13 protein-coding genes are annotated in these 12,382 nt (G+C 49.4%); 11 read left to right on the top strand and 2 right to left on the bottom strand.

Going from position 1 to position 12,382, the window contains the following annotated elements; translation table 11 throughout:
* Positions 1-11 precede the first annotated feature (11 nt).
* The gene (locus tag BC349_RS12790) at positions 12-893 is read left to right on the top strand and encodes a sugar phosphate isomerase/epimerase family protein (protein WP_187257160.1); all 882 of its coding nucleotides are present in this window, start codon (positions 12-14) and stop codon (positions 891-893) included.
* 22 nt (positions 894-915) lie between these two features.
* Here BC349_RS12790 and BC349_RS12785 read toward each other — a convergent pair whose 3' ends face one another.
* Positions 916-1,599, bottom strand: a complete 684-nt coding sequence (locus tag BC349_RS12785) for a 3-keto-disaccharide hydrolase (RefSeq protein ID WP_187257159.1) — start codon at positions 1,597-1,599, stop codon at positions 916-918.
* Positions 1,600-1,723: 124 nt separating this feature from the next.
* Between BC349_RS12785 and rhaT the strand changes: the two genes are divergently transcribed.
* From rhaT to BC349_RS12735, 10 genes are all read left to right on the top strand, one after another.
* Complete coding sequence (gene rhaT, locus BC349_RS12780) at positions 1,724-2,803, top strand: L-rhamnose/proton symporter RhaT (protein ID WP_187257158.1); 1,080 nt, start codon at positions 1,724-1,726, stop codon at positions 2,801-2,803.
* A 186-nt stretch (positions 2,804-2,989) separates the two neighbouring features.
* Positions 2,990-5,170: a bifunctional aldolase/short-chain dehydrogenase gene (locus BC349_RS12775; RefSeq protein ID WP_187257157.1), complete on the top strand. Its 2,181-nt coding sequence runs from the start codon at positions 2,990-2,992 to the stop codon at positions 5,168-5,170.
* Positions 5,171-5,187: 17 nt separating this feature from the next.
* Positions 5,188-5,502, top strand: a complete 315-nt coding sequence (gene rhaM / locus BC349_RS12770) for an L-rhamnose mutarotase (protein WP_187257156.1) — start codon at positions 5,188-5,190, stop codon at positions 5,500-5,502.
* A 15-nt stretch (positions 5,503-5,517) separates the two neighbouring features.
* The gene (locus BC349_RS12765; RefSeq protein WP_187257155.1) at positions 5,518-6,792 is read left to right on the top strand and encodes a sugar isomerase; all 1,275 of its coding nucleotides are present in this window, start codon (positions 5,518-5,520) and stop codon (positions 6,790-6,792) included.
* A 9-nt stretch (positions 6,793-6,801) separates the two neighbouring features.
* On the top strand, positions 6,802-8,130 hold the full coding sequence (locus tag BC349_RS12760; RefSeq protein ID WP_187257154.1) for an FGGY-family carbohydrate kinase: 1,329 nt from the start codon (positions 6,802-6,804) through the stop codon (positions 8,128-8,130).
* Between the two features lie 100 nt (positions 8,131-8,230).
* Positions 8,231-8,404: a hypothetical protein gene (locus BC349_RS12755; RefSeq protein ID WP_187257153.1), complete on the top strand. Its 174-nt coding sequence runs from the start codon at positions 8,231-8,233 to the stop codon at positions 8,402-8,404.
* 214 nt (positions 8,405-8,618) lie between these two features.
* The gene (locus BC349_RS12750) at positions 8,619-9,149 is read left to right on the top strand and encodes a hypothetical protein (protein WP_187257152.1); all 531 of its coding nucleotides are present in this window, start codon (positions 8,619-8,621) and stop codon (positions 9,147-9,149) included.
* A gap of 6 nt (positions 9,150-9,155) precedes the next feature.
* The gene (locus BC349_RS12745) at positions 9,156-10,190 is read left to right on the top strand and encodes a sensor histidine kinase (RefSeq protein ID WP_187257151.1); all 1,035 of its coding nucleotides are present in this window, start codon (positions 9,156-9,158) and stop codon (positions 10,188-10,190) included.
* Positions 10,190-10,903, top strand: a complete 714-nt coding sequence (locus BC349_RS12740; protein WP_187257150.1) for a LytR/AlgR family response regulator transcription factor — start codon at positions 10,190-10,192, stop codon at positions 10,901-10,903. Before BC349_RS12745 ends, BC349_RS12740 begins: the two co-directional genes overlap by 1 nt.
* Positions 10,900-11,529: a Crp/Fnr family transcriptional regulator gene (locus BC349_RS12735; protein WP_187257149.1), complete on the top strand. Its 630-nt coding sequence runs from the start codon at positions 10,900-10,902 to the stop codon at positions 11,527-11,529. The genes BC349_RS12740 and BC349_RS12735 overlap by 4 nt, the downstream gene beginning before the upstream one ends.
* Here BC349_RS12735 and BC349_RS12730 read toward each other — a convergent pair.
* Positions 11,518-12,372 carry a pirin family protein gene (locus BC349_RS12730; RefSeq protein WP_187257148.1) on the bottom strand — a complete coding sequence of 285 codons (855 nt, stop codon included), beginning with the start codon at positions 12,370-12,372 and terminating at the stop codon, positions 11,518-11,520. The genes BC349_RS12735 and BC349_RS12730 overlap by 12 nt on opposite strands.
* Between the last annotated feature and the right edge of the window lie 10 nt (positions 12,373-12,382).

Below are 12,382 nucleotides of genomic sequence, written 5' to 3'. Positions count from 1 at the left end.
AAGCAAGTAAAATGAAAACGAAAGCATTGCTGTCACAATTGACACTGGCCGCAGGATTGTTCCTGGCAGCCTGTAATTCGCAACCGACAAAAGAAGAAAAAACAGATGCCGCGCCGGAGGAGAATGTTACCCAGAGTTGGAACCTGGGAGTAGAACTCTGGACATTCCACACGTTCAATTTCCCAGATGCGCTGGATAAGGTAGACAGTTCCGGACTTACACTGATTGAGGCGAGTACCTTCCATAAATCCGGTCCCGCTTTGAAGGATACCCTGGTAGGACAATTATCCCCGGAAGGTCTTGACCAGTTGAAGAAAATGGTTGCAGATAAGGGTATTACCATGGGATCAATGTATCTCGGCGGTGGTAAAACAGTAGAATCCTGGAAAAAGGAGTTCGATGTGGCCAAGGCAATGGGAGTGAAATTTGTAACGGCCGAACCCCCGGTTGAGTTGTGGGACCAGGTCGATAGTCTGGCGGGTGCGTATGGAATCAAAGTGGCCATCCATGAACATTGGAAAGGCGTGAGTGCTTACTGGCACCCCGATTCGGTGCTGGCTGCCATCCAGGGTCATCCGAACTTTGGCGCCTGTGCCGACCTGGGTCACTGGCCAAAGAGCGGCATTGATCCGGTGGACGGCGTGAAGAAATTATCCGGTCATATTATTGCGATCCACCTGAAAGACATCGCCGCCTTCAATGATCCCAAATTGCGTGATGTTCCTGTTGGAACCGGCGTGGTTAACTTTCCCGGTGTATTTGAAGAGCTGAAAAAGCAGGGCTTCAAAGGCAATATCTATATCGAGATGGATATGGAAGGCCAACCCAGCAACCTGCCGCATGTGCAGAGCACCATCAAGTATTATAACGAACAGGTGGGAAAGCTGAAATAAACTAACGGTTAGCCTTAAATGCTTACCTGTACAATGCCACTTTCCTGAAGGCTACTTCTGCACCTTCTGCCTGGAGCGCGATTTGTCCCTCCGATGCAGTGCAGTGGTAGCCTTCATTCGTAAGCTGGCCATTCACCCAGACCCTGACTGAATTTCCCTTGCATTCCACCTTCATGTGGTTCCATTCTCCCAAAGGTTTTTCTGCGCCATCGTTCAGGTTCAGGATCCTTCTTCCCTTTCCCTCCGTTACTCCCCAGTTCTCTTTCGGTCCGCGGCGCTTTTCCATATCTGTTACCGTTATATCTTCCCCGATGCACCAGAAATCACCTGCATTCTCGTGCATCATCTGCACTTCAACGGATTTCGGAAACATTTTATAAAGGATACGCGGGGTGGATGCATGCACCAGAACCCCGCAATTGCCCGGCTTGCCGACAAACCGGTATTCCACTTCGAGGGTATAATCTTTATAGCGCCTGTCGGTGATGAGGTGTCCGCCCGGTTTGCCCAGGCTGATGAGCTGGCCATCACGCACCAGGAAGGGGCTCTGTGCCAATTTGTTGGTATCCATCTCCGGCACATCAATATGCCAGCCGGAAAGATCCTTCCCGTTGAACAAGGAGATGGATTGATGCCGGGATTTTGAACTGCTCTGGCAGCTCGTAAATACGCTGACAATAAAAAGGAACTGAAAAAGCTGTTTCATGATGTGTTGGTTAAAGCTTAAATTCCGGTATGCGTAAGGCATAACCCGACAGTTCAGGACAGTTGATCTGCCTTCCTAATTTACATTTACTTTTTGATATCATTCTGCCACAGAAAGCAACAACATGCAAGCCATATTAGGAGTTATTTTTCATTTCATCGGCGGCTTTGCCTCCGGAAGTTTTTACATCCCCTTCAAGAAAGTAAAGGGATGGTCCTGGGAAACCTACTGGCTGGTGGGCGGATTGTTTTCCTGGCTCATCGTACCTCCATTGGCTGCATGGATGACCATCCCCGGATTTGGTGATATCATCGGTGGAGCATCTTCTTCGACGCTGGCCCTGACTTATTTTTTTGGTGTGCTCTGGGGCATTGGCGGACTCACTTATGGATTGGGTGTCCGTTACCTTGGCGTGTCTTTGGGAAGCAGCATCATACTCGGCTTGTGCATGGTCTTTGGCGCGCTGATTCCATCCATCTATTATGAATTCTATCCTTCTGAAGGCAAGGATACCATCGGCATGCTGATGGGAACCCGATGGGGGATGACGATCATGGCAGGATTGCTGGTCTGTATATTGGGAATCGTCATCAGCGGGCGGGCCGGTGTAAAAAAGGAGCGGGAGATGGCTGCATCGGGAGTGTTTGACCAGAGCAATACGGAATATCGCTTTGGCATCGGGCTGCTGGTTTCGATCATCTCCGGCGTACTCAGTGCCTGTTTCAATTTCGGACTCGAGGCCGGTAAGCCGATGGCGCTGGTGGCCAACGAAGCATGGAAGGCGCTGCATCCCGGTGAAGGTGAATTTTTGTACCAGAATAACGTAACCTACGTGGTGGTACTCTGGGGCGGACTCACCACCAACCTGATCTGGTGCCTGCTGCTGAATGCACGCAATAAAACTTTCGGCGATTATACGAACCCGAAAGTGCCGGTGCTGGCGAATATTATTTTTTGTGCATTAGCCGGAACCACCTGGTTCCTGCAGTTCTTTTTCTACGGCATGGGGGAAAGCAAACTCGGAAACGGACCCTCCTCCTGGATCCTGCACATGGCCTTCATCATTCTGGTCGCCAACTCCTGGGGGCTGATACTCAAAGAGTGGAAAGGAGTCAGTGCCGCTACCCGCAGGACCGTCGTGCTCGGCATCATCACCATTATCATTTCGGTGCTGGTAGTCGGTTATGGCAATTCAATTCGTTAGTTCCGATAGGTGTCTGACATGTGGTGTCTGACATCTATGATTTCTGAATCCGGTGCCTTAAGATGTCAGACACCACATGTCAGACACTACATGTCAGACACTACATGTCAGACACTACATGTCAGACACTACATGTCAGACACCACATGTCAGACACCTGTTTAACAACCTAAAACTTCTTGATATATGTCATTGCCTGATCGTTTCAAACACGTTTCCTACCTCTGGGACAATACCGTTGCCGAAAAACTTGGCGACGATGAAGTAGGCCTGCTGATTTACCGTTCCAACCTGTTGGGCGCGGATCTTCGCCTCACCAACTATGGCGGCGGTAATACTTCCTGCAAGGCTATGGCAAAAGATCCGCTGACCGGACAGGAAACCGAAGTCATGTGGGTAAAGGGCTCTGGTGGCGATATCGGAACACTGAAGCGGAGCGGCCTGGCGGCCCTGTATGTGGCTCGCCTGCGCAGCCTAAAAAACATTTATCGCGGGATTGAACAGGAAGATGAGATGGTGGAACTGTTCAATCACTGCATCTTTGACCTGGCCAGTAAAGCGCCCTCAATAGACACCCCCCTGCATGGCTTCCTGCCATTCAAACACATCGACCACCTGCACCCGGATGCTGCCATCGCCATTGCAGCCGCAAAGGATGGGAAGCGCATTACACAGGAAATGTTCGGCGGTACTATTGGTTGGGTGGATTGGCAACGTCCCGGCTTTGACCTGGGATTGAAACTGAGGCAATGCCTGGATGAAAATCCAGGTATCCGCGGCATCATGCTGGGATCACATGGGTTGTTCACCTGGGGCGATACCGCTTATGAATCCTATATCAATACCCTGGAAGTAGTGGAAACCTGTGCGGCCTACATCGAAGCAAACCTAAGTAAGAAAGGTCCCGTATTTGGTGGGCAGAAGATGGCTTCCCTGCCGGCGGACGAACGCCGAATACAGGCCGCCGCTCTGGCACCCGTCCTGCGCGGTTATTGCAGCAGCCATACCCGCATGGTGGGGCATTTTACCGACGATCCCCGGGTGCTGGAATTCATCAACTCCCATGATTTGCAGCGCCTTGCACCAATGGGCACCAGTTGCCCCGACCACTTCCTGCGAACCAAGATCAGCCCGCTGGTTTTACAGGTGTCTGACATGTGGTGTCTGACATCTTCTAAGACATCTGAAACTCCTGCGGAAAAAGATGTCAGACACCACATGTCAGACACCACATGTCAGACACCTAACCTGGCATACCTCGACGGGGCCTTCGGCTCCTATCGAGCTATTTACACGGACTATTACAATACCTGCAAGCACCCCGACAGTCCGGCTATACGCGACCCCAACCCGGTGGTGATCCTGCTGCCCGGCGTGGGCATGTTCACTTTTGCCAAGGATAAACAGACTGCCCGGGTGGCGGCGGAATTCTATATCAACGCCATCAACGTAATGCGTGGGGCCGAGGCCATTAGTGAATACACTTCCCTGCCCCGGCAGGAAGCATTCAATATTGAATACTGGTTGCTGGAAGAAGCCAAACTCCAACGCATGCCCAAGCCGAAATCACTCAGCGGCAGGGTGGCACTGGTTACCGGCAGCGCTGGCGGTATCGGAAAGGCCATCGCAAAGAGGTTTGCCGAAGAAGGCGCCTGTGTGGTGCTGAATGATATCAATGAAGAAAGGCTCCAGGGTGCTGTCGAGGAATTTAAAAAATCTTTCGGGCGCGATATCGTTACTTCCGTGCTGCTGAACGTGACAGATGAAACTTCCGCCAATGCCGCATTTCAACAGGCTGCCCTTGATTTCGGCGGAGTAGATATTATCGTAAACAACGCAGGTATCAGTATCTCCAAATCCATCACGGAACATACACTCGAAGAATGGGATCGCCTTTATGATATCCTGGTTAAAGGCCAGTTCATCGTATCCAAAGCAGGTGTGGAAATCATGCGCCGGCAGGGCTTCGGGGGTGATATCATCAACATCGTATCAAAGAATGCCGTGGTAGCCGGACCGAATAATCCGGGTTACGGATCGGCCAAAGCTGCACAGGCACATATGACCCGGCTGATGGCCGCAGAACTCGGACCAGACCGCATTCGCGTCAACATGGTGAACCCCGATGCCGTGATTGCCGACAGCAATATCTGGGCCGGCGGCTGGGCAGAAGGCCGCGCCAAAGCCTATGGCATTATGGTGGCGGAATTGCCTGCTTACTATGCAAAGCGTACCTTACTGAATGAGATCATCCTGCCGGAGGACATCGCCAATGCCTGCTTCGCTTTCGTTGGCGGACTGCTGAACAAATCCACCGGCAATGCGCTGAATGTGGATGGCGGTGTGGCGATGGGATTTTACCGGTAACGTATAAACGAACAGATATGACCAGACTTGCCTTCAGAATGAAACTCTTTCCCGGCTGCGAAGCCGAGTATAAAAAGCGCCACGATGCTATCTGGCCGGAGCTGCAGCTTTTACTCAAGGACAGTGGTGTAAACCATTATTCCATTTTCCTGGATCAAGCAACGCTGTCACTTTTCGGGGTGATGAGCGTAGAAGATTCGCACCAGCTCGATGCACTGCCCCATCACCCGGTGATGAAAAAATGGTGGACATACATGAAGGATATCATGGAAACAAATGAAGATAATAGTCCCGTCAGCATTCCCCTGCAGGAAGTATTTTATCTCGCTTAACCCAAAACGATTGTTATGCTATTGAATAGATCACTGATTGACCAGCACAATGAATCAGCCCTCAAAACGCACCAGCTAAAACTGGCAGGACTGCAAAATGAATTGCCACATACAGAAGGAATCATCTCCCTGCTGTCTGCCTTCCAGGTAGCCATCCCGAGCTGGGCCCTGGGTACAGGCGGCACCCGTTTCGGTCGCTTTTCCGGCGGTGGTGAACCCCGTAACCTGGAAGAGAAAATGGAAGACGTGGCCCTGCTGCACCAGCTCAACCGCAGCAGCGGCGCCATCTCGCTGCATATCCCCTGGGATATCCCTGAGAACCCGAAACATATCAGGGCCCTGGCCAACCAGTATGACCTGCGTTTTGACGCAGTGAATTCCAATACCTTCCAGGATCAGCCCGGCCAGAACTATAGTTATAAATTCGGATCATTACAGCACGTAGACAAGACCGTCAGACAGCAGGCCATTGATCATAATATTGAAGTGATAAAACATGGAATTGAACTCGGATCGGAATCCCTCACCGTTTGGTTATCCGATGGGTCCTGTTTCCCCGGGCAACTGAATTTTCGTAAAGCCTTTCAGCGCACACTGGAAAGCCTGCAGGAAATCTATGGAGCGCTTCCCGACAACTGGAAAATGTTTGTGGAGTACAAGGCCTTTGAACCAAATTTTTACAGCATGACGGTGGGCGACTGGGGACAGTCGCTGCTCTTCGCCAATAAACTCGGTCCCAAGGCATTTACCCTGGTGGATCTCGGACATCACCTGCCCAATGCCAATATAGAACAGATTGTATCACTACTGCTGATGGAAGGTAAATTGGCGGGCTTCCATTTCAACGATTCCAAATACGGTGATGATGATTTAACTGTTGGAAGTATCAATCCCTACCAGCTTTTTCTAATCTTCAATGAACTGGTGGAAGGGATGAATGCACGCGGCATGAACCACGCCAAAGACCTGGGTTGGATGATCGATGCTTCGCACAACGTCAAAGATCCGCTGGAAGACCTGCTGCAATCGGTGGAAGCTATCCAGCTTGCCTATGCGCAGGCGCTGATCGTGGATACACCGGCATTGCAAAAAGCACAGGAAAACAATGATGTGGTGCGCTGCCAGGAAATTCTGCAGGCTGCCTACCGCACAGACCTTCGCCCACTTGTGGCAGAAGCCAGGATGCGCGCTGGTGGAGCCTTACAGCCCCTGCAATTGTTTCGCGAACAGGAATTGCGCCAGCAATTGATTAAGGCCAGGGGAGAAAAAGCGATCGCCACCGGATTGTAAACTTTTACCATGACTGCCATACCTGTTATTGCTGTTTTTGATATCGGTAAGACCAATAAGAAACTGCTGCTCTTTGATGCACATTACCAGGTGGTGAAAGAAATGGCAATCCGTATTGAAGAGATCACCGATGAAGATGGATTTCCCTGCGATGACCTGCAGTCAATCACCCACTGGATCTTTTTATGCCTGGATGAACTGTTGGCGGATCCGGCATTTGAATTGAAAGCCGTCAATTTCTCCGCTTATGGCGCCAGCTTTGTTAATGTAAATGAACAGGGCAAACCCATAACGCCCCTGTACAATTATCTTAAGCCCTATCCGCAGGAACTGTTCGATAAATTTTATCAGCAATACGGCGGCGAAGAAACCTGGTCGCTCGAAACGGCCTCGCCGGTTTTGGGTAACCTGAATTCCGGCTTGCAGTTGTACCGGATAAAAATGGAAAAGCCGGAACTTTTCAGGCGTGTGCAGTTTGCCCTTCACCTGCCGCAATATTTTTCCTTCCTGTTGACCGGAAAACCTTATTCCGATATAACCAGCATCGGCTGCCATACCGGTCTCTGGAACTATGCTAAAATGGATTACCACCATTGGGTGAAGACAGAGGGCATTGATCAAAAACTGGCACCCGTCAAAGATTCTACCCATACGGAACTAGTTTCCTATAAGGGCCACAAATTTCTCTGTGGGATAGGCATGCACGATAGTTCTGCTGCGCTGGTCCCCTACATAAAACGTTTCAGCGAGCCATTTGCATTATTGTCCACCGGCACCTGGTGCATCACTTTAAATCCTTTTAATGCAGAGCCTCTATCTGCAGCAGAACTTCAGGCCGATTGTCTATGTTACCTGGGTTTTAAGGGTCAGCCGGTAAAAGCTTCCCGCTTATTTGCCGGACATGAACATGAAAAGCAGGTAGCGAGGATGGTAGATTTTTTCGGTGTTGATCCCATAGCGCTTCAGTCGACAGCATACGATGCTGATATTATTCACTCCCTTCGCAGCGCGGTTACTACACCCTTACAGATACAGCAAAATGTTCCGCTGATAGAATCACTGCGATTTATATCGCGTAACCTGCACGACTATGCGAATGCCACTGTAGCCTATCACCAGTTGATGCTCGACCTGGTAGAATTACAGTGTTACTCCAGCCAACTGGTGTTACGCAATGCAGCCGTGCAGCAATTATTTGTTGATGGTGGGTTCAGCCGAAACCCGATTTTCATGCGCTTATTGCAGGATAAACTGGAAGCAGTCGGGGTGCTTTCTATGAATATTTCGCAGGCCAGCGCGCTCGGTGCTGCCATTGCCTGCGGGGATTTCCCTGTTTAAAAAGCAACATTTCCGGCAGTTTTACAGGTAACGAACCTGAAAATGGGGGGTTCGCAGCAAACTTTCACCGGTTTGCATCAGGTCAAATTACAGGGGTCGTTTGCCAGTTTATGTTTGTACTGAATTAAACTTTCAGTATGAAAAATTCAGCACCGGGAATATTGGTACACGCTATAATGCCGGCCTCCCCGAAAGCGCCACCATACCAGTTACCCGCAGGTACACCTGCATCTTTTTTGCCAATCTTTTCAGGAACAGCTATGATGCGAAGTGAACTGTTTTCCGCTCCGCGTCTGCCAGTGGACCCTGGAACTCAATGTCAACAACCAGTTCAGCTTTGGCAAGGGATGGCCGGCTTAGGTGTCAGGATTCTATTCCACCCGCAATCGCGATGAAGGACTGGCGCTGTCGCTTCCCATCGGCCAGGTGGCAGCGGGCACAACCAACAGAAGAACAAAAAAGAATCAAACACAATTAAATAACCAATCATGAAACAGGAAACTAAACCAAACAGGAAAAACCTGCGCTGGTACATGCGCTATCTTCACAACAAGATCGGGTTCTTTATCGTGGGACTACTTGTTATTTACAGTCTCAGCGGAGTGGTTCAAACCTACCGCGATACCGATTGGCTGAAGCAGGAAATTCAGCACGAGAAACAACTGGCGCCGGCCCTGTCGGAAGCTGCGCTGGGTGCAGAACTCAAGCTCAGGAACTTTCGGGTTACCAAATCGGAAGGTGGCAAAATGTATTTCCAGGAAGGCAGTTATGACCAGGGCAGCGGACTCGCCAGCTATACCACCAAAGAATTGTACAGTTGGATTACTCCCTTTGTGGATCTTCACAAAACTCCCAGTAAATCATTGCGACACTATTTTACATTGGTATTTGGTATATTGATGTTTTTCATGGCAATATCCTCTTTCTGGATGTTCAAACCGGGAACAAAATTATTCAGCAGTGGCGTGTACCTGGCGGTAACCGGTGCAGTGGCGGCGATCCTGCTGATGTTAATGTAAAATGGTATGAAAAAATTTTTCTTTACCAACGTAAAATACAAATGGCTGCTGCACCTGCTGGCCTGGGCCATCATCTTTGTAGTGCCATATATTTTTGCGGACTCTCATGGAAAGAGACCCGTAGGAGGTATTAAAAGGGATGAATTTCAAACCTTTGATACCCTTACGGACCTGTTCTGGGTTTTAATATTCTATTTAAATGCGTTCGTACTGATTCCTGCATTTTTTTACAGCCGCAGATTCCTCAGGTATGTAGCTTTTCTCCTGCTTATTTTCATTGGCCTCATGGGTATCCATGTTGCTTTATTTTACCTGATGTACCGGCCCAATACCATTCATTTCTGGGTTGCGGCCTATCATAATATCCTGCCCTTCCTGTTCACCATTGCGCTGAGTGCTACCTATAAAACCATTTCCGATCGCATGGAGACTGAAAAGCTGGAAAAGGAAAGGCAAAGTGAAAACCTGAAAACAGAACTTGCTTTTCTCCGGTCGCAGATCAGTCCGCATTTTCTTTTTAATGTGCTGAATAATATAGCCGCCCTTGCGCGCATCAAAAGTGATGAACTGGAACCTACCATCCTGAAACTCTCTTCCCTCATGCGTTACATGCTGTACGAAACCGATGAGGAAAAAGTGCCGATTGTGCAGGAAGTGGAATACATGCACGACTATATCGATCTTCAAAAGCAAAGATTCGGCGAAGAACTTCATTTCGATGCACAATTCGATATCAGGGAAAACTGGCACAGCATTGAGCCCATGTTGCTGATCCCTTTTGTGGAAAATGCGTTTAAGCATGGGGGTGGAATGATGCCGGGTCCGGATATATCCCTGCGTCTGTCCGTTGACAACAACAAGTTGTACTTTACCGTCAGGAACCGGTTCGAATCAGCCCCTGCTGTGAAGGATAAAACCTCCGGCATCGGTCTGTCAAATGTAAAAAGGAGATTGAAACTGCTATATCCTGGCAAACACGAACTGAACATCAACAACCAGGATGGCTGGTTTACTATTCAATTGAAACTGGAGGTCTCCTGATGATAAAATGTATAGCCATAGACGACGAACCCCTGGCATTGAAGCTGCTGGAAGATAATATCAGCAAGGTTCCCTACCTCGAACTGGTGGCATCCTGCAGAAATGCTTTTGATGCAATGAAAATCCTGGGCGAACAACATGTTGACCTGGTTTTCGTAGACATCCAGATGCCGGGGTTAACCGGCCTTCAATTGATCGGCAGCCTGGAGCAGAAACCGCTGGTGATCTTCATTACAGCGTACAAGGAATATGCCCTGGAGAGTTATAACCTGGCGGTGGTGGATTACCTGGTGAAACCCGTATCGCTGGATCGTTTTATAAAAGCCTGTAACCGGGCAAAAGAAATGTATGAATTAAAAGCTTCCAAAGGAACGGGCCTCCCACAGCCGGCGAAAGATTTCATCTTCCTGAGTGCTGATTACAGCCAGGTTAAAATCTTGTTCAATGATATCACCTGGATGGAGGGGTTGCGCGACTATGTGAAAATTCACCTGAAGGCACAAACGAAAACGTTGCTGTTCAGGATCAGCCTGAAAACACTGGAACCTGAGCTGCCGTCTTCGCGTTTTATCCGCATTCACAAGTCCTATATTGTATCCATTGAAAGCATCACTGCGGTGCGGAAATCAAGCCTCTTCCTGAACGATATCGAATTGCCCATTGGTGAAACTTACCGGGAAGCGGTTGACAAACTGGTGCGAAGGATAGGATGATGGGATTTATTTCCGAAATTGCTGCCTCAAGTGTCGCCGTGATGGAACCGAACAGCCTTATACAGCATATTGAAAAACTGGTCACATTAACCGAAGAGGCAAAAGCTGAGCTGCTTTCCCTTGTCCAGGTGAAAAAACTGAGAAAAAAGGATGTGCTGATCTATGAAGGGGATATCAGCTACTACTCGAATTTTGTTGATACAGGTTTGCTGCGACTCTTTGCAGTGGATAAAACCGGGGTGGAGCATGTGATCCAGTTTGCTCCGCCGGGATGGTGGGTCGGCGATATGGGCAGCATACTAAAGCAACAAGCTGGCAGACTTTATATTGATGCACTGGAGAACAGTACGGTGTTCCAACTGCGCTGGTCTTCCATGCAGGAACTCTACACCAAACACCCAATATTCGAAACCTATTTCAGGGTGCTGGCAGAGAATTCACTGGCTGCTTATCAGTCGCGCTTGCTGAATCACCTAAGTATGCCCGCACGTGATCGCTATGCTGCGTTTTGCCAGTTGTATCCCTCACTGATCGACCAGTTGCCACAGAAACAGATTGCTTCCTATATTGGTGTTACACCAGAATTTTTCAGCAAAATGATGAGCCAGCCGGCGTTAAAAAAGTAGCTCCCCAAACAAGCCTTTCTGATAATCCTCCATCGCCTGGTTAACCTCTGCCTCTGTGTTCATTACAAAATTATCCTTCGCAGCAATGGGTTCTTCGATGGGCTTGGCAGACAGGTACAGCAACCGTGCATCTTCCGACGCGCTAATTTGAATTTCCTCATTGCCTTTTTCAAATACCACCAGTTGTTGCGGCCCGATGAGTTCCTGGTCCACCGCTATGCTACCCGAGGCCACATAAAGCAAGGTCCAGTATCCCGCCTTGGCGGTGAACTGGTACCTGCTGCCTTTCGCCACGCTCCCCACTATTGAAACAACCGGAGTGAAACTCTCCAGTGGCCCTTTCAGTCCCTCATACTCACCGCTCGCGAGACGCAGATCAACACCGGGCTCTTCAGAAACCAGCGGCATCTCTTCCCTGCCTGCCTGTTTATAATAGGGGTCATCCCATTTGTGCCGAGCCGGTACATTGACCCATATCTGGATCAACTCATAATCGCCACCTCCCGCCAATAACTCTTTCGTTGGACCTTCGCTGTGCAGGATACCCTTGCCCGCAAACATCCATTGCACATCACCTGCTTTCATGAACCCTTCGTTTCCCATACTGTCGCGATGATATGCTTCACCCTGCAACAAAAAAGTTACCGGTGCAAACCCACGGTGGGGGTGGGGATGGATACGGGATGCAGCGCCGGCATTAATCTTCAAAGGACCAATATGATGGATCACAATTATCGGATTGGCAAACCGGAAATCCTTATGGGGCAGGGGTTGCAGCACCGATTCCTCCGGCGTGATCTGTTTGCTGCGACCGGATAATATATGCAGGATGCCTTTTTTCATAACGCAATCT

The organism is Flavihumibacter stibioxidans (assembly GCF_014332695.1).
Classification (GTDB): domain Bacteria; phylum Bacteroidota; class Bacteroidia; order Chitinophagales; family Chitinophagaceae; genus Flavihumibacter; species Flavihumibacter stibioxidans.
This window is presented reverse-complemented; position numbering and strand designations above follow the sequence as displayed.

Excerpts from the sequence above, each read along its gene's own strand:
- BC349_RS12790 (WP_187257160.1), top strand. The coding sequence starts at position 12 with ATGAAAACGAAAGCATTGCTGTCACAATTGACACTGGCCGCAGGATTG.
- BC349_RS12785 (WP_187257159.1), bottom strand. The coding sequence starts at position 1,599 with ATGAAACAGCTTTTTCAGTTCCTTTTTATTGTCAGCGTATTTACGAGC.
- rhaT (WP_187257158.1), top strand. The coding sequence starts at position 1,724 with ATGCAAGCCATATTAGGAGTTATTTTTCATTTCATCGGCGGCTTTGCC.
- BC349_RS12775 (WP_187257157.1), top strand. The coding sequence starts at position 2,990 with ATGTCATTGCCTGATCGTTTCAAACACGTTTCCTACCTCTGGGACAAT.
- rhaM (WP_187257156.1), top strand. The coding sequence starts at position 5,188 with ATGACCAGACTTGCCTTCAGAATGAAACTCTTTCCCGGCTGCGAAGCC.
- BC349_RS12765 (WP_187257155.1), top strand. The coding sequence starts at position 5,518 with ATGCTATTGAATAGATCACTGATTGACCAGCACAATGAATCAGCCCTC.
- BC349_RS12760 (WP_187257154.1), top strand. The coding sequence starts at position 6,802 with ATGACTGCCATACCTGTTATTGCTGTTTTTGATATCGGTAAGACCAAT.
- BC349_RS12750 (WP_187257152.1), top strand. The coding sequence starts at position 8,619 with ATGAAACAGGAAACTAAACCAAACAGGAAAAACCTGCGCTGGTACATG.
- BC349_RS12745 (WP_187257151.1), top strand. The coding sequence starts at position 9,156 with ATGAAAAAATTTTTCTTTACCAACGTAAAATACAAATGGCTGCTGCAC.
- BC349_RS12740 (WP_187257150.1), top strand. The coding sequence starts at position 10,190 with ATGATAAAATGTATAGCCATAGACGACGAACCCCTGGCATTGAAGCTG.
- BC349_RS12735 (WP_187257149.1), top strand. The coding sequence starts at position 10,900 with ATGATGGGATTTATTTCCGAAATTGCTGCCTCAAGTGTCGCCGTGATG.
- BC349_RS12730 (WP_187257148.1), bottom strand. The coding sequence starts at position 12,372 with ATGAAAAAAGGCATCCTGCATATATTATCCGGTCGCAGCAAACAGATC.